General features: G+C 71.2%; 20 protein-coding genes. 10 read left to right on the forward strand and 10 right to left on the reverse strand.

The features are described from left to right. Position 1: 1 nt before the first annotated feature. The 6 genes from ACSQ4M_RS24575 to ACSQ4M_RS24600 form a co-directional block, all read right to left on the reverse strand. Positions 2-1,435 carry an ATP-binding protein gene (locus ACSQ4M_RS24575; protein ID WP_436192021.1) on the reverse strand — a complete coding sequence of 478 codons (1,434 nt, stop codon included), beginning with the start codon at positions 1,433-1,435 and terminating at the stop codon, positions 2-4. 189 nt (positions 1,436-1,624) lie between these two features. Then, positions 1,625-3,340 (reverse strand): acetyl/propionyl/methylcrotonyl-CoA carboxylase subunit alpha, encoded by a 1,716-nt coding sequence (locus ACSQ4M_RS24580; RefSeq protein ID WP_436192022.1) that lies wholly within the window; start codon positions 3,338-3,340, stop codon positions 1,625-1,627. Then, positions 3,337-4,908 (reverse strand): 5-oxoprolinase/urea amidolyase family protein, encoded by a 1,572-nt coding sequence (locus ACSQ4M_RS24585; protein WP_436194065.1) that lies wholly within the window; start codon positions 4,906-4,908, stop codon positions 3,337-3,339. The genes ACSQ4M_RS24580 and ACSQ4M_RS24585 overlap by 4 nt, the downstream gene beginning before the upstream one ends. After that, on the reverse strand, positions 4,908-5,666 hold the full coding sequence (locus ACSQ4M_RS24590) for a LamB/YcsF family protein (RefSeq protein WP_436192023.1): 759 nt from the start codon (positions 5,664-5,666) through the stop codon (positions 4,908-4,910). Before ACSQ4M_RS24590 ends, ACSQ4M_RS24585 begins: the two co-directional genes overlap by 1 nt. Positions 5,667-5,678: 12 nt before the next feature. Next, positions 5,679-6,335, reverse strand: a complete 657-nt coding sequence (gene pcp, locus ACSQ4M_RS24595) for a pyroglutamyl-peptidase I (protein ID WP_436192024.1) — start codon at positions 6,333-6,335, stop codon at positions 5,679-5,681. A 23-nt stretch (positions 6,336-6,358) separates the two neighbouring features. Beyond that, entirely contained in the window at positions 6,359-7,330 is a 972-nt protein-coding gene (locus tag ACSQ4M_RS24600; RefSeq protein WP_436192025.1) for a Bug family tripartite tricarboxylate transporter substrate binding protein, read from the reverse strand. 186 nt (positions 7,331-7,516) lie between these two features. On the opposite strand from ACSQ4M_RS24600, the gene ACSQ4M_RS24605 reads away from it, so the two are divergent. The 7 genes from ACSQ4M_RS24605 to ACSQ4M_RS24635 all read left to right on the forward strand — a co-directional run bounded on the left by ACSQ4M_RS24605 (position 7,517) and on the right by ACSQ4M_RS24635 (position 14,104). Then, positions 7,517-8,203 carry a GntR family transcriptional regulator gene (locus tag ACSQ4M_RS24605; protein ID WP_436192026.1) on the forward strand — a complete coding sequence of 229 codons (687 nt, stop codon included), beginning with the start codon at positions 7,517-7,519 and terminating at the stop codon, positions 8,201-8,203. Positions 8,204-8,235: 32 nt separating this feature from the next. Then, positions 8,236-9,099: a peptidoglycan DD-metalloendopeptidase family protein gene (locus tag ACSQ4M_RS24610; protein ID WP_436192027.1), complete on the forward strand. Its 864-nt coding sequence runs from the start codon at positions 8,236-8,238 to the stop codon at positions 9,097-9,099. 102 nt (positions 9,100-9,201) lie between these two features. After that, the gene (locus tag ACSQ4M_RS24615; protein ID WP_436192028.1) at positions 9,202-9,909 is read left to right on the forward strand and encodes a FadR/GntR family transcriptional regulator; all 708 of its coding nucleotides are present in this window, start codon (positions 9,202-9,204) and stop codon (positions 9,907-9,909) included. Continuing rightward, a complete protein-coding gene (locus ACSQ4M_RS24620) occupies positions 9,909-10,910 on the forward strand; it encodes an NAD(P)-dependent oxidoreductase (protein ID WP_436192029.1) in 1,002 nt (333 codons plus the stop codon). Before ACSQ4M_RS24615 ends, ACSQ4M_RS24620 begins: the two co-directional genes overlap by 1 nt. Next, on the forward strand, positions 10,907-12,073 hold the full coding sequence (locus ACSQ4M_RS24625) for a mandelate racemase/muconate lactonizing enzyme family protein (protein ID WP_436192030.1): 1,167 nt from the start codon (positions 10,907-10,909) through the stop codon (positions 12,071-12,073). The genes ACSQ4M_RS24620 and ACSQ4M_RS24625 overlap by 4 nt, the downstream gene beginning before the upstream one ends. Positions 12,074-12,098: 25 nt before the next feature. Then, a complete protein-coding gene (locus tag ACSQ4M_RS24630) occupies positions 12,099-13,082 on the forward strand; it encodes a tripartite tricarboxylate transporter substrate binding protein (protein WP_436192031.1) in 984 nt (327 codons plus the stop codon). 29 nt (positions 13,083-13,111) lie between these two features. Beyond that, positions 13,112-14,104 (forward strand): Bug family tripartite tricarboxylate transporter substrate binding protein, encoded by a 993-nt coding sequence (locus ACSQ4M_RS24635; protein WP_436192032.1) that lies wholly within the window; start codon positions 13,112-13,114, stop codon positions 14,102-14,104. Positions 14,105-14,158: 54 nt separating this feature from the next. On the opposite strand, the gene ACSQ4M_RS24640 is transcribed toward ACSQ4M_RS24635, so the two are convergent. Further along, positions 14,159-14,665, reverse strand: a complete 507-nt coding sequence (locus ACSQ4M_RS24640; protein ID WP_436192033.1) for a DUF1993 domain-containing protein — start codon at positions 14,663-14,665, stop codon at positions 14,159-14,161. Between the two features lie 193 nt (positions 14,666-14,858). On the opposite strand from ACSQ4M_RS24640, the gene ACSQ4M_RS24645 reads away from it, so the two are divergent. Next, positions 14,859-15,467 carry a response regulator transcription factor gene (locus tag ACSQ4M_RS24645; protein WP_436192034.1) on the forward strand — a complete coding sequence of 203 codons (609 nt, stop codon included), beginning with the start codon at positions 14,859-14,861 and terminating at the stop codon, positions 15,465-15,467. Next, positions 15,464-17,251 (forward strand): ATP-binding response regulator, encoded by a 1,788-nt coding sequence (locus ACSQ4M_RS24650; RefSeq protein ID WP_436192035.1) that lies wholly within the window; start codon positions 15,464-15,466, stop codon positions 17,249-17,251. The genes ACSQ4M_RS24645 and ACSQ4M_RS24650 overlap by 4 nt, the downstream gene beginning before the upstream one ends. A gap of 10 nt (positions 17,252-17,261) precedes the next feature. Here ACSQ4M_RS24650 and ACSQ4M_RS24655 read toward each other — a convergent pair whose 3' ends face one another. The 3 genes from ACSQ4M_RS24655 to ACSQ4M_RS24665 form a co-directional block, all read right to left on the reverse strand. Then, positions 17,262-18,086 carry a hypothetical protein gene (locus tag ACSQ4M_RS24655; RefSeq protein WP_436192036.1) on the reverse strand — a complete coding sequence of 275 codons (825 nt, stop codon included), beginning with the start codon at positions 18,084-18,086 and terminating at the stop codon, positions 17,262-17,264. 142 nt (positions 18,087-18,228) lie between these two features. Next, positions 18,229-19,644, reverse strand: coding sequence for an aspartate ammonia-lyase (aspA, locus tag ACSQ4M_RS24660; protein WP_436192037.1), 1,416 nt, complete (start codon positions 19,642-19,644; stop codon positions 18,229-18,231). Between the two features lie 86 nt (positions 19,645-19,730). After that, entirely contained in the window at positions 19,731-21,221 is a 1,491-nt protein-coding gene (locus ACSQ4M_RS24665; protein WP_436192038.1) for a PLP-dependent aminotransferase family protein, read from the reverse strand. Positions 21,222-21,317: 96 nt separating this feature from the next. Between ACSQ4M_RS24665 and gabT the strand changes: the two genes are divergently transcribed. After that, positions 21,318-22,601, forward strand: coding sequence for a 4-aminobutyrate--2-oxoglutarate transaminase (gabT, locus tag ACSQ4M_RS24670; RefSeq protein WP_436192039.1), 1,284 nt, complete (start codon positions 21,318-21,320; stop codon positions 22,599-22,601). Positions 22,602-22,615: the final 14 nt, after the last annotated feature.

A 22,615-nucleotide genomic window follows, 5' to 3' on the forward strand; every position in this document is an offset into this window, starting at 1 on the left:
GTCAGTTTTCCGGGGTGCGTTCGGCGATGGGCAGGTGCGCCAGTACCGACGCGCGGAACTGGCTGCCTTCGCCGGCCTGGCTGGTGGCCGTGACGTCGCCGCCGAGCAGGCGGCACAGGCGCCGGCTGATCGCCAGCCCCAGGCCGGTGCCGCCGTAGTGGCGCGTGGTCTCGGCGTCGGCCTGCACGAAGGGCTGGAACAGCCGGCCCAGCTGCGAGGGCGTCATGCCGATGCCGGTGTCGCGCACCTCGAAGACCACGGTCGGCCGCCCGCCCGCGTCGTGCCCGCGCGTGACCTCGATGCGGATGCGGCCCCCGTGCGTGAACTTGGCCGCGTTGGACACCAGGTTGAACAGCACCTGCCGCAGCCGCATGAGGTCCGACTGCAAGGTGCCCAGGCCCGGCCCGGGTGGGAGCTCCAGGCGGTTGCCGTTGGCGGCCAGCAGCGGCTGCGTGGTCGAGGCCACCTGGTCCAGCAGGCCGGCGATCTCGAAGCGCTCGACGCTGAGCTCGATGCGGTCGGCCTCGATCTTGGACAGGTCCAGCACCTCGTTGATCATCTGCAGCAGATGCCGGGCCGCGCCCTTGATGCGGTCCAGGTCGCCGCGCGCCTGCACCAGGTCGCTGCGCCCGGCGAAGTCTTCCTCCAGCATCTCGGTGTAGCCGATCACCGCGTTGAGCGGCGTGCGCAGCTCGTGGCTCATGTTGGCCAGGAAGCTGCTCTTGGTGCGGTTGGCAGCCTCGGCCTGCTCACGCGCGCCCTCGGCCACCACGCGGGCCTCGTCGGCAGCGGCGCGGGCCTGCTCCAGATCCGCCTTCTGCTGTTCGATGACGCGGTTGCGCGCGCGCAGTTCGCGCCTCGCGGCAATCGCCTGGCGCGTCTGGAAATGCGACACCAAGCCGAAGGCGGCCGTGTAGGTGACGACGGCCAGCGCCGTCATGGCCTGGGCCAGCACCGGCACCGGCCAGACCTCGAAACCGAACAACAGCCCCGCCGTCCCCATGCCTCCCAGGAAGGCCGCGACGCCGAGCAGGCCCAGCCGCACCCCGCCGATGCTGAGGTTGGCCGCGTTGATGGCGGTGAACGAGACGATGCAGATCCACAGGTCCAACCCTGTCAGCAAGGAGAACGCCCCCATCAGCACGCTGTCGATCAGCAGGTTGCACTGCTCGGCGCGCTTGCTGTTGCGCACGCGGCTGGCGGCCAGGAAGGCCAGGTGCGGCCACAGCACCGCGGTGCCGCACATCAGCACCCAGAGGCCGAACGGCACGTCGCGCACGTGCAGTACCGAGACCGCCACCGCGCCGAAGAACGCGTGCCCCACCACGCGCAGGCCGTAGTCCAGCCGGACGGTGGGATGGACGCGGCGCGGCGCCACCGGGGGCGGCGCGCGCTGCGGAGCGGCGATCAGCGAAAGGTCGTGCGCGGGGTCCATGGAAGGCGGCACCGGCCATCCATGGGTACGGCGACACGGCGGCAGACTATGACCGCTCGCGCGCTCCGTGCGTCAGGTCCGGCGCGGGCAGAACCACAAATGTCCATGATTCGGTGGACAAAGTCTCGCCACGACGGGAAAACACCTATGGCACTGGATCACTCTGCACGGTCCTGACGAAGCTCGCGCTCATTCGATGCGCGCCAGCGCTGCGCCGGCCGCCAGGTAGGCGCCGGGCTCGGCCTGGCGGGCCAGCCGGCCGGTGCGGTGGGCAAGCACCTGGGTCTCCATCTTCATGGCCTCCATGACCGCGACGAGATCGCCTTCGGCGACGGCGGCGCCGTCCTCCACCTTCCACGCCGCCACGGTCCCGGCCACGGGGGCGGCCAGCGCGGCGGCGTCGACGGCGACCTCGGGCGCCGCCGCGGCCCGCGGGGCCTGCAGGCCGCCGAGCAGCGCGGCCGGCAGGCCCAGCTGCACGCGCCGGCCGTCGATCTCGATGGCTGTGCGCACGAGTGCCCCGTCGGCCTGCGGCGCGGCGCGCACGGCCGCCGCCAGGTCGTTGGCGAAGTCGGTCTCGATCCAGCGCGTGTGCACCGCGAAGCCGTCCTCGCCCGTGAAGTCGGCATGCGCCATCACCGCGCGGTGGAACGGCAGCACCGAGGCCAGGCCCTCGATGCGGAACTCCCGGAGCGCGCGCCGGGCCCTGGCGATGGCCTGCTGGCGCGTGGCGCCGGTCACGATGAGCTTGGCCATCAGCGAATCGAAGCTGCCCGGCACCACCGAGCCGGCGACCACGCCCGTGTCCACGCGCACACCGGGGCCGCCGGGCGCCTCGAACACCGCCACCGGGCCGGGTGCGGGCAGGAAGCCGCGGCCCACGTCCTCGGCGTTGATGCGGAACTCGAATGCATGGCCCTGCGGCGCGGGCGTCTGCAGGATGGACAGCGGCAGTCCGTCGGCCACGCGCAGCTGCTCGACCACGAGGTCGATGCCGGCCGTCTCCTCGGTCACCGGGTGCTCGACCTGCAGCCGCGTGTTGACTTCCAGGAACGAGACCGCGCCGCTGGCGCTGAGCAGGAACTCCACCGTGCCGGCGCCCACGTAGCCGGCGCGCGCACAGATGTCACGGGCGGATTGGTGGATGCGCGTGCGCTGCGCGTCGGTGAGGAAGGGCGCGGGCGCCTCTTCCACGAGCTTCTGGTTGCGCCGCTGCAGCGAGCAGTCGCGCGTGCCGAGCACGACCACATGGCCATGGGTGTCGGCGATGACCTGGGCCTCGACATGGCGCGGCCGGTCCAGGAACTGCTCGACGAAGCACTCGCCGCGGCCGAAGGCGGCCACGGCCTCGCGCACGGCCGAGGCGTACAGGTCGGCCACCTCGTCCATGGCACGCGCCACCTTGATGCCGCGCCCGCCGCCGCCGTAGGCCGCCTTGATGGCGATCGGCAGCCCATGCCGCTCGGCGAAGGCCAGCACCTCGTCGGCGCCTTGCACCGGGCCGGGCGTGCCGGCGACCAGCGGCGCGCCGACTTCCAGCGCGAGCTTGCGGGCCTGCACCTTGTCGCCCAGGGCGGCGATGGCGGCGGGTGGCGGGCCGATCCAGGTCATGCCGGCGTCCAGCACGGCCTGGGCGAAGCCGGCGTTCTCGGACAGAAAGCCGTAGCCGGGGTGGACAGCGTCGGCTCCGCTCTTCTTCGCGACGTCGAGCAGCTTGGCGATCGACAGGTAGGTGTCGGCCGGGCGGCTGCCCGCCAGGCCCCAGGCCTCGTCGGCCACGCGGGTGTGCAGGGCGTCGAGGTCGGGGTCGGCGTAGACGGCGACGGAGCGCACACCGTAGTCGGCGCAGGCGCGGGCAATCCGTACCGCGATCTCGCCGCGGTTGGCGATCAGCACTTTGTTCATGGCTCGATGGGCGCGAAGGCGCGGATGGGGTTGAAACGGATGCGGGCGCCGATGGGGATCTGGCCCGCCAGGTCGAGATGGTGTGGCGCCACGGCCGCGATGACGGGGTAGCCGCCCGTGAGCGGGTGGTCGGCCAGGAACAGCACGGGCTGGCCGCTGGCCGGCACCTGGACCGCGCCCAGGGCCGTGCCTTCGCTGGGCAGCTCGTCGTGGCGGCTGCGCGCGAGCGGCTGCGCACCGGCCAGGCGCAGGCCCACGCGGTTGGACTGCGGTGTGACGGACCAGGTCTGGGCCGCGAACAGGGCGATGGCCTCGTCGGTGAACCAGTCGGTGCGCGGGCCGGGCACCACGTCGAGCACCACGGTCTCGTGCAGCGTCGGCAAGGCGGGCGGCAGCTCGGGCGCACCGACCACGCCCTGAACCGTGGGCCGCACGGCCAGCCGGTCGCCGGCACGCAGCGGCTCCGGGCCGACCCTGGCCAAGGTGTCGGTGGCGCAGCTGCCCAGCACAGGCGCCACGTCGAAGCCGCCGCGCACGGCCAGGTAGGTGCGCAGGCCGGCCTCGGGCGCGCCGATCTCCAGCAGGTCGCCGTCGGCCAGTGCGAAGGCCGCGTGGCGCGGCAGCGGCCAGCGCCGGCCCGTGGCGTCGGTGCGCGTGAGCGGCCCTTCGGCGCCGGCCACGGCCAGCACCGTGTCGCCCTGGCTGCGCAGCGCGAAGCCGCCGTCCACGATCTCCAGCGCCGCCATGCCCGGCGCGTTGCCGGCCAGCCGGTTGGCGGCGCGCAGCGCGCCCTGGTCCAGTGCTCCCGAGGCCGAGACGCCCTGCCCGGCCTGGCCATGGCGGCCCAGGTCCTGGAACAGCGCCTGCAGGCCGGGCCGCACGATCTCCAGCGCCGGGCCGTCGCCGGCCACCGTCGGCGCCGCGGCGGGCGCGCTGCTGCGCGGGAGCGCCGGCCGCCCCGTCGCGTCGACGAAGCGCACGCGAAAGCCGGGCTGCAGCAGCGCCGGCACCGGCCGAGCGAGGTCCCACATGGGGGTGGCGGTGATGCCGATCAGTTGCCAGCCGCCCGGGCTCTGCTGCGGATAGACCGCGCTGAAATCGCCGGCCAAGGCCACCGAACCGGCCGGCACCTGGGTGCGCGGCGTCTTGCGGCGCGGCACGACGAGGCGCGGGTCGCCGCCGCTCAGGTAGGCGAAGCCTGGCGCGAAGCCGGTGAAGGCCACGGTGTATTCGCTGCCGGTGTGCCAGGCGATGACTTCCTCGCGCGAGGCGCCCAGCAGGTGGGCCACCGCGTCCAGGTCTTCGCCGCGGTAGTCGACGGCGATCTCGACCAGCGTGCCGGCGCGTTCGGCGGCACGGTCCAGCCGGCGACCGGCGATGGCCGTGGCCAGCGCCTGGGCCGACACCGCGCTGGGCCGGAACCGGACCAGGATGGTGCGCGCCGCGGGCACCAACTCCAGCACGCCTGGCAGCGGCTCGGCCTGCAGCGCGGCCAGCAGCGCCAGCGTCTGCGGCAGGTCGTCGAGTTCGACCAGCAGTGCGTCCAGGTTGACGGGCAGGAAACGCATCATGCGGCGAAGGCCTGCACCGTCACGCCGGCCTGCTCCAGCACCTGGCGCACCTGGCGCGCCATGGCCACGGCGCCGGGGCTGTCGCCGTGCACGCAGATGGAATCGGCCTGCACCCGCACGGTGCTGCCGTCGATGGCCTGCACCACGCCCTCCCGCGCGAGGCGCAGCATGCGCGCGGCCACGGCGTCGGGGTCGTGCAGCACGGAACCCTTCTCGCGGCGCGAGACCAGCGTGCCTTCGGGCGTGTAGGCGCGGTCGGCGAAGGCCTCGGCCACCACCGTGAGGCCGGCCTCGCGCGCCCATGCGACGAGCGGCGCGCCCGCCAGTGCGACCAGCACCAGGCCGGGATCGATGGCGCGGATCGCGGCGATCACGTCGCCGGCCTGGCGCCGGTCGTGCGCGATGGTGTTGTACAGCGCACCATGCGGCTTGACGTAGCGCACGCGCGTGCCGGCAACCTTGGCCAGGCCCTGCAGCGCGCCGATCTGGTAGACCACATCGGCCTGCAGGTCGCTGCTGGCCACATCCATGTTGCGCCGGCCGAAGCCGGCCAGGTCGGGATAGGCCACGTGGGCGCCGACGGCCACGCCCCGTTCGGCGGCGGCGCGCAGTGTCTTGAGGATGCCGGCCGCGTCGCCGGCATGGAAGCCGCAGGCCACGTTGGCGCTGGAGACGATGGACAGCATGGCGGCGTCGTCGCCCATGGTCCAGGCGCCCAGGCTCTCGCCGAGGTCGCTGTTGAGGTCGATGTGCATGGGGGGGTCCTTTCAATGCAATTGGCCACCGGCGGCGACGATGTCGGTCTCGACGGCCAGCGCCGTGCGCAGCGTCACGCGCAGCGCCTCCACCTGCGCCGCCAGGGCCATGCTGGGCAGGCCCGGGTGGCGGGCGGCCTGCTCGGGCAGGGCCGGCACGTGCACGAAGCCGCCGCGCACGCCGGGCAGGCCCGCGAGCCGGTGCATCAGCGCATAGAAGACATGGTTGCAGACGAAGGTGCCGGCGGTATTGGAGACGGAGGCCGGCAGGCCCGCGGCACGCAGCGCCTGCACGATGGCCTTGATCGGCAGCGTGGAGAAGTAGGCGGCCGGCCCGCCTGATACCACCGCGGTGTCCACGGGCTGGCGGCCGGCGTTGTCGGGGATGCGCGCATCGTCGCAGTTGATTGCCACGCGCTCGGGCTGCCACTCGGTGCGCCCGCCGGCCAGGCCCAGGCCGACGACCAGCCGGGGTTGCCACTGGGCCAGTGCGGTGTCGAGCCGCGCGGCGGCCTGGCCGAAGACGCAGGGCAGCTGCACGGCCCGCACGGTGGCGCCGCCGCAGTCCCAGCCTTCGAGTGCGCGCGCCACCTCCCAGGACGGGTTGATCGGGTCGTTGTCGAACGGCTCGAAGCCGGTGACGAGAACGTGGGAGGGGGCAATGGGCATCGGCATCCTCGGCAGGTTGGCGATCAGTCGACCTTGATGCCGGCGTCGTCGATCACCTTCTTCCAACGGGCCGCATCGGACTTGATCAGGGCGGTCAATTGTGCGGGTGCGCCGCCCACCACATCGAGGTTCATCTCGGCCAGCTTGGCCTGCACGTCCTTCTCGACCAGGATCTGGTTGATGCTCTGGTTGAGCTTCGTGACGATGGCCGGCGGCGTGCCCGTGGGTGCGACGAAGCCGTACCAGAAGGTCACGTCCAGGTCCTGCCCGCCGGACTCGGCCACGGTGGGCAGCTCGGGGTAGCCGGCCAGGCGCTTGTTGCTCGTGACCGCCAGCGCACGCAGGCGGCCACCCTTGACCATGGGCATGGCCTCGGGCACCAGCGCGATCATCAGCTGCGCCTGCCCGCCCATCACGTCCTGCAGGGCCGGCGCACCGCCCTTGTAGGGCACGTGCACCGGGTCGACGCCGTTGGCGCGCTTGTAGTACTCCATGCCCAGGTGGCTGGGCGTGCCGGCACCGGCCGAGGCGTAGCTCACGCTGCCGGGCTTGCTCTTGAGGTAGCTGCCCAGCTCGGCCATGGTCTTGACCGGCACCGAGGAATGCACCACCACCACGCTGGGCACCGTGGCCGCGAGCACGATGGGCACGAGATCCTTCTGCACGTCGTAGGGCAGCTTGGGATACAGGCCCGGGTTCACCGCCAGGCCGCTCAGCGTGGACAGCAGCAGCGTGTAGCCGTCCGGCGCCGACTTGGCCACGTGCGTGATCGCGATCTGCTCGCTGGCGCCGGGCCGGTTGTCCACCACCACTGGTTGGCCCAGTTGCTTGCCCAGCCGCTCGGCCACCAGCCGGGCCAGCGTGTCGGTGGAGCCGCCCGCCGCATAGGGAACGACGATGCGGATCGGCTTGGCGGGATAGTCGGCCGCGCTGGCGGACAGGGGCAACCAGGCCAGCAAGGCAGCGGCGGCAAGCAAGGGACGGCGGTTGAACATCGGTGGCTCCGGGCAGAACAGGGACTGGGACGACGGCAACAATCGCGGCAAATGATGGGACACATCACGATTGATTGTTGAACAATCGTAATTTGATTGGTCACGCAAATCAACAACAGTTTCCAGAAAATTTCTTGGGGTGTTCCACATGCTGGCTGGTTGTGGTTTCTGCTAAAAGGCCTGCCTATGCCGACGCCCGCCCTCGCCCCCTCTTCCGAACCGAACCTTGCCGAACGCCTGGCGGCCCGGTTGCGCCAACAGATCGCTGCTGGCGAGCTCGCCCCCGGCCAACGCCTGCCCGAGCAAAGCCTGAGCGAGAGCCTGGGCGTTTCACGCAACACGCTGCGCGAGGCCTTCCGCATGCTCACGCACGACGGTCTGGTCACGCACGCACCCAACCGCGGCGTCTGCGTGGCCGTGCCGAGCATCGCGACCATCATCGACATCTACCGCGTGCGCCGGCTCATCGAATGCCAGGCCCTGGCCCAGGCCTATCCGCGGCATCCGGCCAAGAAGCGCATGCGCGCGGCGGTGGAAACGGCGCTGGCCCGGCGCGCTGCGGCCGACTGGTCCGGCGTCGGCACGGCCAACATGGACTTCCACATGGCGGTGGTCGAGCTGGCCGACAGCGAGCGCCTGAACGGCATGTTCACGCCCATCCTGGCCGAGCTGCGGCTGGCCTTCGGCATGCTGCAGGACGCCGAGTTCCTGCACGCGCCCTATGTGGACATGAACGTGAAAATCCTGGAGCTGACCGAGGCCGGGCGCTATGCCGAGGCCGCGGCGGCATTGCAGGACTACCTCGTGCACTCCGAGCGCATCGTGCTGGCGGTCTACGCACGGCGGCTGGCGGAGACCGGCGCCCCGGGCTGAGAGGGGATGGGCACGGCGGCCACAATCGGCCCATGCCTTTCCACCCCTCCCGCCGAACCGCCCTGCTCGGCGCCGCCGGCCTGCTCACGCTGCCGGGCCTGCAGGCCGCACCCGCCAAGAAGCTCCCGCCACCGCCCGATGTCTGGCCACGGCCAGCGGTCGTCCCCGGCGGCGTGGCCCGCCTGTCGCTCGGCCCCGCCGCCACCCGCCCGCAGGCCCATGCCGGCGAGGTGCCGCTGCTGGTCGTGGGCGACGCCATCGAATGGACTGCCCTGGTCGGCATCGCACTGGCGGCCCCAACCGGCGACGCCGCGATCACGGTCACCGCGCCGGGCGAGGCGCCGCGCCGCGTGCCTTACCGGGTCTTGCCCAAGAAGTACCAGGAACAGCGCCTGACGGTCTCGCCGCGCACCGTGGACCTCTCGCCCGAGGACCAGGCCCGCTACGAACGCGAGCGCGAGCACCTGGCCGGCGTGATGGCCACCTTCAGCCCGGCGGTGCCGCCGCGGCTGCAGATGCAGGTGCCCGTGCCGGGCCGGCGTTCCAGTTCGTTCGGCCTGCGCCGCGTGTTCAACGGCCAGGCCCGCAATCCGCACAGCGGCATGGACATCGCGGCGGCCACGGGAACGCCCGTGCGTGCGCCGCTGGATGGCCGCGTGGTCGACGTCGGCGACTACTTCTTCAACGGCGGCACGGTCTGGCTGGACCATGGCGCCGGCCTGCTCAGCATGTACTGCCACCTGAGCGCGATGGACGTGAAGCCGGGCGACCAGCTGCGCGCAGGGGACGCCTTCTGCAAGGTGGGTGCCACCGGCCGCGTGACCGGACCGCACCTGCACTGGTCGGTGATGCTGAACCGGGCCATGGTGGACCCGGCACTGTTCATCGACGCCTGAAGACATCGAGCACCCGGCCTGGGTAAACCCCAGGCGCGGCCACGGCGCGGACACCCGAGAATTGGTTTAACCAGTTTGGCCTAACCAATTTGGTCTCACCAATTGACCGCTCACATCCTCGATACCAGCCACGTGCTGGCCCGCATCCTTCCGTTCATCCGCGCACGCGGCTATGCGCCAGGCGAGCGCATCCCGTCCGAGCGCGAGCTGGCGGAGCGCTTCCAGGTGAGCCGCGGCATCCTGCGCGAGGCGCTGGCGGCGCTGGAGGCCATGCGCGTGATCGAACGGCGGCCGCAATCGGGCATCTACCTGCGCGATGTCGCCCGCGAAGCCTCGGTCGACATGCTGGCGCTGGAAGCCGACCTGGGCCTGCCGATGTCCGGCGCCGATGTGCAGGACCTCAACGAGTTCCGCTCCATGCTGGAGGTGCAGTCGGTCGCACTGGCGTGCCAGCGCCGCACCGAGGCCGACCTGGCCCGCATCGACACCGTGCTGCGCGTCTCCGCCGACCGCCTGGCATCCGGCCAGTCGCTGGCCGAGCAGGACGCCGATTTCCACCGCGCGCTGTGCGCGGCCAGCGGCAACAAGCTGATCCAGCGCGCCGCCAATGCCTTCTGGCTGGCCTCGCGCGCACGGCGCGAACACTACTTCGCCGACCCGGCCAACGCCCGCCGCTCGCTGGCTCAGCACCAGGCCTTGCGCGATGCCGTTGCCCAGGGCGACGGCGCGCGTGCACAGGACGTGCTGAACGCGCATCTCGGCAACGTCGAGCGCTACTGGATGACCCAACTCGACCCCCGCTCCACCTGATGCCGGCAGAACGTCCCCTGGTCCTGCTGACCAACCCGATCGATGCGGCCGTCGCCACCGGACTGCAGCCGCAGTTCGAGCTGCGGCTCGCGCCCGCCACCGACGCCGCCACGCTGTGCGCAGCCGCGCGCGACGCCAGCTACATCGTAGTGCGTGCCGCGCTGCCGCCCGCACTGTTCGACAACGCCCCGCGCCTGCGCGCCGTGGTGCGGCATGGCGCTGGGCTGGACATGATCCCGGTGGGCCTGGCCAGCCACCACGGCGTGGCCGTGGCCAACGTGCCCGCCGCCAACGCCCAGAGCGTGGCCGAGTACGCCGTGGCCCAGATGCTGGCCCTGGCGCGCCGGCTGCCGGCGATCGACGCCGCACTGCACCGCGACGGCTGGCCGGCCGCACGCGCACTGGCCGACGGCGCCTGCGAGCTGCAGGGCAAGACCCTGGTGGTGGTCGGACTGGGCGCGATCGGCCAGGCGCTGGCACGCATCTGCACACTGGGCTTCGGCATGCAGGCCATCGGCGTGCGGCGCACGCCGCGGCCCGGCGGCGAGATCCGCGAGATGGCCTTGGACGATGCCTTGCCGCTGGCCGACCACCTGGTGCTGGCCTGCCCGCTCACGCCCGAGACCCGCGGTCTGCTCGATGCGCGCCGCCTCGGCCTGCTCAAGCCCGGCGCACGCCTGGTCAACGTGGCACGTGGCCCCGTGATCGACGAGGCCGCGCTGCTGGATGCGCTGCACAGCGGCCGCCTCGCCGGCGCCGCGCTGGACGTCTTCTCCACGCAGCCGCTGCCGCCTGCATCGCCCTTGCTGCAACTGCCCCAGGTCCTCGCCACGCCGCACCTGGCTGGCCTGACCGACGAGGCCATGGCCCGCATGAGCCGCGGCGTGGCCGACCAGCTGCTGCAGATGCTGCAAGGCCAACTGCCGCGCCACTGCGTCAACCCCGAGGCGCGCGAGGCCATCCTCGCGCGCTGGTCCACCCTGAACCGAGACAACCCATGAAGATCAAGAGCGTCCACGCGCGCTGGCTGCACGTCCCCATTCCCTACGAGAAGCAGCATGTGTCCGACTTCGGCCGCGTCGCCTCGTTCGACTCGGTGCTGGTGCGCATCGAGACCGCCTGCGGCCTGGTCGGCTGGGGCGAGGCCAAGGAAGAAGTCGGCAGCGAAGGCAACAGCCACGGCGTGGTGGCCATCGTCAACCAGAAGTTCGGTCCGCAGCTGGTGGGCGAAGACCCGCGCGACATCAACCGCCTGACCGAGCTGATGTACAGCGGCTGCCGCGGCCACTATGCCTTGGCCCATGGCCACGTGTTCCCCATCCTCGGCCGGCGTGGCGTGTCGGTGTCGGCCATGAGCGGCATCGACCTGGCGCTGTGGGACTTGCTGGGCAAGCATCTGAACGCGCCGGTCTGGCGCCTGCTGGGTGGGCGCAAGGCCGAGCGCATGCCGGCCTATGCCTCGGGCGGCTGGGCCGACGCCGACGGCATCGGTCGGCAATTGCTGGGCTACGTCGAGCGCGGCGGCTTCTCGGCCGTGAAGATGCGCGTGGGCGTGATCGACGGCGACCCGGTGAACTCCGCACGCCGCGTGCGTGCCGCACGCGAAGCCCTGGGCCCGGACATCGGCCTGGCCTGCGATGCCCATGGCACCTACACCGTGGCCGAGGCCAAGCGCTTCTGCCGGCTGGTGGAAGACTGCAACCTGCTGTGGTTCGAAGAGCCGGTGACGGCCGACGACAAGCGCGGCATGGCCGAGGTGCGCGCCGCCACGGCGATCCCGATCGCCACCGGCGAGAGCGAGTTCAACCGCTTCGACTTCCGCGACATCGCCGAGCTGCGCGCGGCCGATGTGTTCCAGCCCGACCTGGCCATCTGCGGCGGCATCTCCGAGGCCATGCGCATCGGCGCCATCGCCTCGGCCTGGAACCTCAAGCTGGCACCGCACCTGTGGACCGGGGCGCTGGCCTTCGCCGCCGGCATGCACGTGGCGGCGGCCTCGCCGGCCGGTTGGCTGCTCGAGTACTCGGTGGGTGCCAACCCGCTGCTGCAGGAGCTGGCCGAAGAGCAGTTCACCGTGTCCGCCGGCACGGTCGAGATCCCCGACCGGCCCGGCCTGGGCATCACCGTGCGGCAGGACTTCGTCGACCGCTACACGGTCGTCTGACGCAACATTTCAAAAAGGAGGAGACATGCAAGGTACCGCCCTGACCCGCCGCCGCGCCACCGCGCTCGCGGCCGCCGGCCTGGCCCTGCTGGCCTGCAACGCACGCGCGCAAACCGCGTGGCCGCACAAACCGATCCGCCTGGTCGTGCCGTTCGCGGCCGGCGGCACCACCACCATCCTCGCGCGGCTGCTGGCCGACCGCCTGGGCCAGGGCCTGGGGCAGCCGATGGTCGTCGACAACCGCGCCGGCGCCGGCGGCAACGTCGGCATGGACCATGTCGCCAAGAGCGAGGCCGATGGCTACACGCTGCTGATGGGACCGATCGGCATGGCGATCAACCCGGCGCTGTACGCCAAGATGCCATTCGACCCGTTGACGGACCTGACACCGATCGGTCTGTACGCGGGCGTGCCCAACCTGCTGGTGGTGAACCCCAGCGTGCCGGCGCAGAACCTGGCCGAGCTGATCGCGCATGCCAAGGCCAACCCCGGCAAGCTGCACTACGCGTCCAACGGCAATGGCACCTCCAGCCACCTGGCGGCCGAGATGCTGAAGTCCGCTGCGGGCGTGGACATCGTGCACGTGCCCTACAAGGGCGGCGCGCCGGCCATGCAGGACCTGATCGGCGGCCAGGTGGCGATGCTGTTCGACCAGATGCCGGCCGTGCTGCCGCAGGTGCAGGGTGGGCGCGTGCGGGCCTTGGGTGTCTCCAGCGCCAGGCGCTCGGCGGCCGCGCCGCAGGTACCGGCGATCGCCGAGACGCTGCCGGGCTTCGACATGACGGTCTGGTTCGGCATCCTGGCGCCACGCGGCACGCCGGCCGACATCGTCACGCGCGTGAACGCCGAGATGCAGCGCGTGCTGCAGGACACGGCGTTCCAGCAGCAACTGGCCGGCATGGGCGTAACACCGATGGGCGGCAGCGCCGACGCCTTCGCCAGCTACCTGCGCCGCGAGACCGAGCGCTGGGCCAAAGTCGTGCGCGACTCCGGCGCGCGCATCGACTGACGGCCTGCACCACTTCGAGGAGAACCTGCATGAAGATCCTGCCCGCCCTCACCCGCCGTGCTGCCGTGGCACTGGCCTGCGCCGCGGCGCTGGCGCCCGGCCTGGCCAACGCAGAGAACGACTACCCGAACAAGCCGATCCGCGTGATCGTGCCCTTCCCGCCCGGCGGCGCGTCCGACACGCTGGGCCGCCTGGTGGCCCAACACCTGCAGCAGGCCTGGGGCCAGACCGCGCTGGTGGAGAACCGACCTGGCGCGGGCGGCAACATCGGCGCCGAGGCTGGTGCCAAGGCCGCACCGGACGGCAGCACGCTGACGCTGGCGGCGGCCGGCTTCATGGCGGTGAACCCCTCGCTGTATCCCAAGCTCAACTACGACTCGGCCACCGACTTTCAGCCGATCGCGCTGCTGGTCAAGGCACCGCTGCTGCTGGTGGTGAACCCGGCCAGGGTGCAGGCGCACACCGCGCGCGAGCTGATCGACCTGGCCAAGCGCTCGCCCGGCAAGGTCACGGTCGGCAACGGCGGCACGGGCACGGCCCAACACCTGGGCGGCGTGAACTTCGCGCTGGCCGCGGGCATCGAGGTCGCGCACATCCCCTACAAGGGCAGCGCACCGGCCACCAACGACCTGCTGGGGGGCGTGTTCGACGCGCAGTTCGACAACCTCGTGACCTTGGTGCCCTTCGTCAAGAGCGGCAAGCTGCGTGCGCTGGCGGTGTCGTCCGCCAAACGCGTGGCGGCGCTGCCCGAGGTGCCGACGCTGGCCGAAGCGGGCCTGCCGGGCTTCGAAGACGGCACCTGGTACGGCATCGTCGCGCCGCGCGGCACGCCGCAGCCCATCGTCGACAAGCTGAACGCCGAGCTGCTCAAGATGCTGGCCCAGCCCGAGACGCGCGACAAGCTGCTGGCCATGGGCCTGGAGCCGGCCGGCAACAGCCCTGCCGACTTCGGGCAGCTGATCCGCAGCGACATCGCCAAGTACGCCAAGGTGATTCAGGCCGGCAAGGTCAAGATCGACTGAACGGGCGCGACGGGCGCCCCGCTGGCGCAGCGGATGGCACCCCTACTGGCCAGCTCAGGGCTGGCCGAGGTAGTCGCGCTTGCCGATCTCCACGCCGTTGTGGCGCAGGATGTTGTAGGTGGTCGTGACGTGGAAGTAGAAGTTGGGCACGGCGTGGCCCAGCAGGAACTGCATGCCCACGTAGTGCGTTTCCTTGTCGCCGCGCTTCGTCACGATGGCCTTGTCTTCCGTGCCGTCGATCTTGTCGGCCGGCACGCTTTGCAGGTAGGCGATGGTCTTGGCGACGCGTTCCTTCAGCGCGGCGAACGTGGTCTCGTTGTCCTCGAACACGGGCGCGTCCACGCCGGACAGGCGGGCGATGACGCCCTTGGCCGAGTCGCAGGCGATCTGCACCTGGGTGGCCAGCGGCAGCATGTCGGGGAACAAGCGGTAAGCGGTCAGCGTGGCATCGGCGATCTTCCTGGCGTCGATGTGGGCCTGCGCCTTGTCCAGGATCTTCGACAGGTTGCCGAGGATGTTGACGAAGCGCGGCACGCTGGCCTGGTACATGGAGATGGTCATGGGGAGTGTCTCGGGGTGGTTCCCGGCACAAGCGCCGGGGCGCGCGGATCATAGGGGGCCTGCATGCCTGCAGAATGCGCGGCCCGATTGGCCGACGCCGCGCAAGGTCAACGCGGCCGGACGCCGGAGCGCACCGATGGTGCACGCGGAATCGGAGATCATTGCGCCCCGCACGCCTGCGCCGACCTTTTCCATGCAACTGCTGCTGATCGACGACCATCCACTGTTCAGCCTCGGCTTCGCACACGCGCTGTCGCATGCCCGACCCGGCGTGCGCGTGCAGACGGCTGCCGGCGTGGAGGAAGGGCTGGCGTTGGCGCGCGCCAGCGCCGACCTGGAGATCGCCCTGATCGACTACCGGCTGGCGGCCCTCGACGGCCTGGAAGGCCTGCGCCGCTTCGGCGCCGCCCATCCGCTGGTGGCGCGCGTGCTGATCTCCGGCGACGAGACCACCGCGCTGGCGGCACGCGCACGCGCGGCCGGGGCATCGGGTTTCATCGGCAAGTCCATGGCCATCGCGCAGATCCTGCGCGCGCTCGACGCCATCTGCGCCGGACAGGAATGGTTCGGGCCGCAGGCGCTCGCCGCCCACGCCGATCTCCAGGGGCCGGGCACGCCCACGGCGCGCCAGCTCGAGGTGCTGGCCCTGGTCGCCACCGGGCAGCAGAACAAGCAGATCGCCGAGGCGCTGGGCATCGCCGAGCGCACCGTCAAGCTGCACGTGACGGCGCTGCTGGACAGCCTGGGCGCGCGCAACCGCACCCACCTGCTGGTGCTGGCACGCGAGCGCGGCCTGCTGTGAGCAGCACCGGCCCGGCACGGCCACGCTGGCGCAGCCTGTCGCTGCAATGGGTGCCGACCGAGGTCGAGGCCGAGCAGCTCGAGCGCATGGTGCGGACCACGCCGTGGTCGTGGTTGCTGAGCACGGTCGCGGCGCTGATCTGCTACCTGCAGTACGCCGACCATCCGGCCGGTGACAGCCTGCGCTGGTGGTTCGCCGCCTACGTGGCCGTGGTGGCCGCGCGCCTGGCACTGTGGGCCGCCTGGCTGCGCCTGCGCACGCAGATCGCACTGTGGGTGCTGCCGGCCCTGGGCACCACACTGGCCATGGCCGCGCTGTGGGGCGCCCTGTGCACGCTGCTGCCGGTGGACAGCAGCCCGCAGGCCGAATCCATCCTGCACATCGCGCTGGCCTGCGTGGCGCTGGGCGGCACTGCGCGCATGGCCTGCTTCGACCGCGCGCTGGTCGGCTATGTGGTGCTCATCCTCGGTCCCATGATCGTGCGCGACCTGCTGATCGGCGGGGCCTACCACTGGCTGATGGCCCTGCTGCTGTTCCTGATCGGCGTCTACGGGCTGCTGAACGGCACCAGCATCTCGCGCGCCCTGCGCGAGGTGCAGAACCAGCGCCGACGCAATGCCGAGCTGGTGGAGCAACTGCGCCAGGAAGCCGAACGCAGCAGCAGCGCGCACCAGCAGGCGCTGCAGGCCGGCGCGGCGAAGACGCGCTTCTTCGCCGCCGCCAACCACGACCTGCGCCAGCCGCTGCACGCCATGGGCCTGCTGGTGCACACACTGCGCACGCCGAACACGGGCGCCGCACCGCTGCCCGACATGGCCGGACGCCTGGCCGACTGCGTGGACGGCATGACGCTGGTGATCGATGGCCTGCTGGACATGAGCCGCATGGACGCAGGCGAGATGGCGCCGCAGTGGTCGGTGTTCGCACTCGACGAACTGGTGCGCGAATGCTGCGCGCCGCTGCGCATCGTGGCGCAGGCCCAGGGCCTGGCGTTCACCACCGACATCGTGCCGGCCACCGTGCGCAGCGACCGTGTGCTGCTGGCGCGGGTGCTGGCCAACCTGGTCTCCAACGCCATCCGCTACACGCACGAGGGCGCGGTCCACGTGGTGGCGCGGGCGGATGGCGGGCAGGTCCGCCTGACGGTGGAAGACACCGGCATCGGCATCGCGCCGGAGCACCTGCCCAGAATCTTCGATGCGTTCTACCAGGTCGGCAACGCCGGGCGCGACCGCCGTCTCGGCCTCGGGCTGGGCCTGTCGACGGTGCAGCGCATCGGCGCGCTGTTGTCGCTGCAACTGACGGTGCGCTCGCAGCCAGACCAGGGCAGCGCGTTCACGCTCGTGCTGCCGCGCGTGGCATCGGTGGCCGAAGGCAGCGGCGAGCTGGCAGATGCCGGCCCGTCCTCGCCGCTGCGGGGCCGGCGCGTGCTGGTCGTGGACGACGATGCCGATTCACGCGACGCCATGGTCCACCTGCTGGCCTCGTGGGCCTGCGCCGCGCATGGCGCGGCCAGCGCGGCCGCGGGCCTGGCGCGGCTGGCCGATGGCTTTGCGCCCGATGCATTGGTGGTGGACCTGCGGCTGGCCGAGGGCGCCAGCGGCATCGACGCAGTGCAGACCCTGCAGGCCGCGGCGGGCCGGCCGCTGCCCGCGCTGATCGTGACCGGCGATGCCGGCAGCGAGCACCTGCAGCGCGCACGGACGGCGGGCCTGCAGGTCTGCGTCAAGCCGGTGCGGCCAGTGCAGCTGCGCGCATTCCTGGCCCAGGCCTTCGCGGACTGAAGCAGCGGCGTCAGCGCTTGACGTGGCAGACGCCGTCGGGCGTCACGTTGATCGACTGCAGCACTGCGCCGGCGTTGGCGAACAGGCTCGGATTCTGGTCGCCGATCACGCACAGCTCGGTGGCGCTGGTCTTGGACCAGACCATGTGGTTCACGATGCCGGTGACCAGCGCCATGCGGGTCCAGTGCGCCGCGATGCCGGCAGCCGACTGCGCGGACGTGATCTCGCCCTGGCCGATGGTGGTGGGCGGCAGCGGTGCGCCCGTGCCCGTGCAATCGGCCGAGCCGTACTGCACCAGGCCGCTGCCCCAGGTGAAGCCGGTGTCGGAGGTCGGCGTCACGCGCACCAGGGTGCGTGCCGAGCTGGCCGCGCCGAGCCGCGTGCAGCGGCGCAGTTCCCAGTCGCCGGCCAGCGCCTGCACGCCGCCGGCCAGGGCCGCGCTGCAGGTGACGGTGACATCGCTGACATCCGCAGACGCCGTGCCGCTGCCATTGGCGACCACGCATTGCTGGCCTGCGGGCGGGGTCTTGACCGTGACGGCATAGGCCGCACCCGCGCCCACGGCCGTGGCGAACACCAGGCTGCCATTGGCGCCCACGCTGAGATCGTCGCTGCCGTTGTTCTGCAGCACCAGCGTCTTGCCGCTGTCCAGGCCCGTGACGGTGGCGGCGACCTTGAACCCGGCCGCGCCGGCGGGATCGTCGTCATCGTCGCCGCCACCGCCGCAGGCGGCCAGCACGAGCGGCAACGCGGCGAGCAGCAGGCAGGAGCGGCGTGCGGAAAACGGTGCAAAAAAGCGTGCGCAATGCACGGGCTGATGCGGGAGGCGAGGCATGGAATGTTCCTGTCGGTAGATGCGGGGTTGAGATGTCGCAATTGCTACCGGCATGGTGGCCTGGTGCGCCCCGTGCGGGAACAGCACCTTCGGGCAGGTGTGGCACCGCACACCCTGCCCGCCTCTTTCTCTCAGGACCGCTTCAGGGCCGGCTCAAGGGTGTCGGCTGCGTCAGCACCTCGGGCCGCAGGATCTCGTCGAGCTGCTGCTTGGTCAGCAGCCCCTTGGCCAGCACGATGGCGTAGACGCTGCCGCCCGTGGCATGTGCCTCCTGCGCCACGGCCGTGGCGTTGGCGTAGCCGATGTAGGGGTTCAGCGCGGTGACGATGCCGATGGAGTTGGCGACCAGCTCGCGCAGATGCTCGGCATTGGCCGTGATGCCGTCCACGCAGCGCGAGGACAGCGTGAGGCAGGCGCTGCGCAGATGCGCCACGCTCTTGAACAGGCTGTGCGCGATGATGGGCTCGAAGGCGTTGAGCTGCAGTTGCCCGGCCTCGGCCGCGAAGCTGACCGTGATGTCGTTGCCGATCACCTCGAACGCCACCTGGTTCACGACCTCCGGGATCACCGGATTGACCTTGCCCGGCATGATGCTGGAGCCAGCCTGCATGGGCGGCAGGTTGATCTCGTTGAAGCCGGCGCGCGGGCCGCTGGACAGGAGGCGCAGGTCGTTGCAGATCTTGGACAGCTTGACCGCCACGCGCTTGAGCACGCCCGACAGCTGCACGAAGGCGCCGCAGTCCTGCGTGGCCTCGATCAGATTGGGGGCCGTGACGAGCGGGATGCCCGTGATGCGCTGCAGGTGCTTCAAGACCAGCGGCGCGTAGTCGGGGTGGGCGGTGATGCCGGTGCCGATGGCGGTGGCGCCCATGTTGATCTCGCAGATCAGCAGCACGGCCTCGCGCAGGCGCTGCTGGTCTTCCTCGATCATCACGGCATAGGTGCCGAACTCCTGGCCCAGCGTCATGGGCACGGCGTCCTGCAGCTGGGTGCGGCCCATCTTGAGGATGTCCTTGAACTCCTCGGCCTTGCGCGCGAAGGACTGGCGCAGCACCTCCATCGCATCGACCAGCCCGCCGATGCCGAACCAGGTGGCGATCTTGAGCGACGAGGGATAGACGTCGTTGGTGCTCTGGCCGATGTTGACCTGCTCGTTGGGATGCAGGTGCTGGTACTGGCCCTTGGCATGGCCCAGCAATTCGAGCGCGCGGTTGGCGATGACCTCGTTGGCGTTCATGTTGGTCGAGGTGCCGGCACCGCCCTGGATCACGTCGACCACGAACTGCTCGTGCAGTTGGCCCGCCAGCAGCTCGTCGCAGGCGGCCGAGATGGCGTTGCAGCGCTTCTCGTCCAGCAGGCCCAGTTCGTGGTTGGCGTGGGCGGCCGCCTGCTTGACGCAGGCCAGGGCCTTGATGAGCTCTGGGTAGATGGAGATCGCGGTGCCGGTGATCGGGAAGTTCTCGACGGCGCGCAGCGTGTGCACGCCGTAGTAGACCTCGGCCGGTACCTCGCGGTCGCCCAACAGGTCGTGCTCGATGCGGAACGCGGGGGTGCTCATCTGGGGCTCCTTGGGTGGTGGTGGAAGCAGTGTAGGAGCGCGCCTGCGGCCATGGCATGCCGAGTTTGCATGCCGATCTGCCGGCGTCAGGCATGCCGCTCGAGCACGGCCGCGAGGCGGTCGAAGCCGGCACGGATCTCGGGTTCGGTCACGGCACCGTAGCCCAGCACCAGGCCCTTGTGCGGCGCGGGGCGGCGCAGGCTGTACATCGACAGCGGCCGCGTCATCACGCCAGCGGCCAGGGCCTCGTCCGCCACGGCGGCGTCATCGGCCCCATCTGGCAGGCCCAGCACCAGGTGCAGCCCGGCATCGCTGCCCAGCAAGGGCAAGCGCGTGCCGAAGCGCGCCGTGACGGCCTCGATCAGCACGGCCCGGCGCGCGGCATAGACGCCGCGCATGCGCCGGATGTGGCGCGCGTAGTGGCCTTCGCGCAGGAAGCGCGCCAGCACCACCTGCTGCAGCGTCTGGCCCTCGCGGTAGAGCTCGTTGAGCGCCCGCGTGAAGCTCTCGACCAAGTCGCGCGGCAGCACCAGGTAGGCCAGCCGCAGCGAGGGGTACAGCGTCTTGGAGAAGGTGCCCAGGTAGAGCACGCGGCCCTGCTCGTCCAGGCCCTGCAGCGCGGGCAGCGGCCGGGCGGCGAAGCGGAATTCGCTGTCGTAGTCGTCCTCGACGATCCAGACGCGGTGGCGCGCGGCGTAGTCCAGCAGCTGGCGGCGCCGGCCGTGGCTCATGAGCACGCCCGTGGGGTACTGGTGGGCGGGCGAGAGGAACATCAGCCGTGGCGGTTTTTCCAGCTGCTGCGCGCTCGGCGCCAGGCCTTCGGCGTCCAGATCCACGGGCTCCAGCGCGAGGCCGGCCGCGCGGAACATGGCGCGCGCGCCCCAGTAGCCCGGGTCTTCGAGCCAGACCCGGTCGCCACTGTCGGCCAACAGATGGGCCACGAGATGCAGCGCCTGCTGCGTGCCGCTGGTCACCACCACCTGGGCCGCATCGCAGGCCACGCCGCGCGTGCCGCCCAGGTAGTCGGCGATGGCCTCGCGCAGGGCCGGGTGGCCGGCGCCCGTGGCGTAGCTCAGGTGGGCCGGCTGCACCTCGCGCCAGGCCTGGCTCTGCAGGCGGCTCCAGACCTTGGCGGGGAACATGCGCACCTCGGGCACACCAGGCGTGAACGCGCCCCATTGCATGGGGCTGGCCAGTGCGCCCTGCACCAGGTCGGCACCGCGCTGCGAGAGCGGCGAGGCGGCCGCACCGCCGCCGCGCGGCGCAGCGCGCACACGGCCGACGAAGCCTGGCGCCGCCTCGGCCACATAGGTGCCGCGGCCCACGCCGGCCTGCGCCAGGCCTTCCAGCACGAGTTGCTCGTAGACCTGCACGACGGTGTTGCGCGCGATGCCCAGGGCCTCGGCCATGGCCCGCGTGGGCGGCAGCTTGTGCCCGGCGGGCAGCGTGGATTGCCGGATGCCACCCTGCAGGATGCGGTAGAGCTGCTGGTGGTTGTACTCGCCGTTGCCGGGCGCGAACTGCTGCAGCACGAAGTCCGGCAGCGCCTGCGCCTCCTGGCCTGATATTGGCTCCATTGGACTTGAATAAATTGGTTCTTTTGTTGGAATCAATGTATTCGTAGACTGCGCCCGTGTCCAGCCAACCCGGGCCTTGCAGGCCAGCACCCCGTCATGACCACCGCCCTTGAAACCAGCACCAACCAGCAGATCGACGCGCGCCGCGTCGCCGCCACGCCGCGCGGCGTGGGCATCGGCTTCCAGATCTACGCCGAACGCGCCGAGAACGCGCAGATCTGGGATGTGGAGGGCCGCCGCTACATCGACTTCGGTTCGGGCATCGCGGTGCTCAACACCGGCCACCGCCATCCGCGCGTGATGCAGGCGGTGAAGGAGCAGATCGAGCATTTCACGCACACGGCCTACCAGGTCGTGCCCTACGAGAGTTCGGTCGCGCTGGCGGAACGCCTGAACGCGCTGACGCCAGGCCAGCACGCCAAGAAGACGGCCTTCTTCACCACCGGCGCCGAGGCCGTGGAGAACGCCATCAAGATCGCGCGCGCGCACACGCGCCGCCCCGGCGTCATCGCCCTGACGGGTGCCTTCCATGGCCGCACCTTCATGGGCATGGCACTGACCGGCAAGGTCGTGCCCTACAAGACCGGCTTCGGCCCCTTCCCGGGCAGCATCTACCACGTGCCGGCGCCCGTTGCACTGCACGGCACCACGGTCAAGCAGTCGCTGGCCGCGCTGACGCAGCTGTTCAAGGCCGACATCGATCCCGAGCAGGTGGCCGCCATCATCGTGGAGCCGGTGCAGGGCGAAGGCGGCTTCTACGTGCAGCCACCCGAGTTCATGCGGGCGCTGCGCGAGGTCTGCGACCGCCACGGCATCGTGCTGATCGCCGACGAGATCCAGACCGGCTTCGGCCGCACCGGCAAGCTGTTCGCGATGGAGCACTACGACGTGCTGCCCGACCTCATGACCGTGGCCAAGAGCCTGGCCGGCGGCCTGCCGCTGTCGGGCGTGGTGGGCCGTGCCGAGATCATGGACGCGCCGGCCCCTGGCGGTCTGGGCGGCACCTACGCCGGCAACGCGCTGGCCATCGCCGCGGCCCATGCCGTGCTCGACGTGATCGCGGACGAGAAGCTCAGCGCCCGCGCCGAGCGCCTGGGCCAGCACCTGAAGTCGCGCCTGAACGCCCTGCGCAAGACCGTGCCGCAGATCAGCGACGTGCGCGGCCTGGGCGCCATGGTGGCCATGGAATTCGCCCAGCCCGACGGCACGCCCGATCCGGCGTTCACCAAGCAGGTGCAGGAGCGTGCCCGCGATGCCGGCCTGCTGCTGCTGACCTGCGGCGTGCATGCCAACGTGGTCCGCTTCCTGTTCCCGCTCACCATCGAGGACGCGCTGCTGGACGAAGGCCTGGACATCCTGGCCGCGGCCCTGCAGGCCTGAGGCAAAGGACGCGA

This window comes from Pseudorhodoferax sp. LjRoot39 (assembly GCF_964253035.1).
Classification (GTDB): Bacteria; Pseudomonadota; Gammaproteobacteria; order Burkholderiales; family Burkholderiaceae_C; genus Pseudorhodoferax.

Bases quoted from the DNA above. Each gene is read 5' to 3' on its own strand.
- ACSQ4M_RS24575 (WP_436192021.1), bottom strand. From the start codon at position 1,435: ATGGACCCCGCGCACGACCTTTCGCTGATCGCCGCTCCGCAGCGCGCG.
- ACSQ4M_RS24580 (WP_436192022.1), bottom strand. From the start codon at position 3,340: ATGAACAAAGTGCTGATCGCCAACCGCGGCGAGATCGCGGTACGGATT.
- ACSQ4M_RS24585 (WP_436194065.1), bottom strand. From the start codon at position 4,908: ATGCGTTTCCTGCCCGTCAACCTGGACGCACTGCTGGTCGAACTCGAC.
- ACSQ4M_RS24590 (WP_436192023.1), bottom strand. From the start codon at position 5,666: ATGCACATCGACCTCAACAGCGACCTCGGCGAGAGCCTGGGCGCCTGG.
- pcp (WP_436192024.1), bottom strand. From the start codon at position 6,335: ATGCCCATTGCCCCCTCCCACGTTCTCGTCACCGGCTTCGAGCCGTTC.
- ACSQ4M_RS24600 (WP_436192025.1), bottom strand. From the start codon at position 7,330: ATGTTCAACCGCCGTCCCTTGCTTGCCGCCGCTGCCTTGCTGGCCTGG.
- ACSQ4M_RS24605 (WP_436192026.1), top strand. From the start codon at position 7,517: ATGCCGACGCCCGCCCTCGCCCCCTCTTCCGAACCGAACCTTGCCGAA.
- ACSQ4M_RS24610 (WP_436192027.1), top strand. From the start codon at position 8,236: ATGCCTTTCCACCCCTCCCGCCGAACCGCCCTGCTCGGCGCCGCCGGC.
- ACSQ4M_RS24620 (WP_436192029.1), top strand. From the start codon at position 9,909: ATGCCGGCAGAACGTCCCCTGGTCCTGCTGACCAACCCGATCGATGCG.
- ACSQ4M_RS24625 (WP_436192030.1), top strand. From the start codon at position 10,907: ATGAAGATCAAGAGCGTCCACGCGCGCTGGCTGCACGTCCCCATTCCC.
- ACSQ4M_RS24630 (WP_436192031.1), top strand. From the start codon at position 12,099: ATGCAAGGTACCGCCCTGACCCGCCGCCGCGCCACCGCGCTCGCGGCC.
- ACSQ4M_RS24635 (WP_436192032.1), top strand. From the start codon at position 13,112: ATGAAGATCCTGCCCGCCCTCACCCGCCGTGCTGCCGTGGCACTGGCC.
- ACSQ4M_RS24640 (WP_436192033.1), bottom strand. From the start codon at position 14,665: ATGACCATCTCCATGTACCAGGCCAGCGTGCCGCGCTTCGTCAACATC.
- ACSQ4M_RS24645 (WP_436192034.1), top strand. From the start codon at position 14,859: ATGCAACTGCTGCTGATCGACGACCATCCACTGTTCAGCCTCGGCTTC.
- ACSQ4M_RS24655 (WP_436192036.1), bottom strand. From the start codon at position 18,086: ATGCCTCGCCTCCCGCATCAGCCCGTGCATTGCGCACGCTTTTTTGCA.
- aspA (WP_436192037.1), bottom strand. From the start codon at position 19,644: ATGAGCACCCCCGCGTTCCGCATCGAGCACGACCTGTTGGGCGACCGC.
- ACSQ4M_RS24665 (WP_436192038.1), bottom strand. From the start codon at position 21,221: ATGGAGCCAATATCAGGCCAGGAGGCGCAGGCGCTGCCGGACTTCGTG.
- gabT (WP_436192039.1), top strand. From the start codon at position 21,318: ATGACCACCGCCCTTGAAACCAGCACCAACCAGCAGATCGACGCGCGC.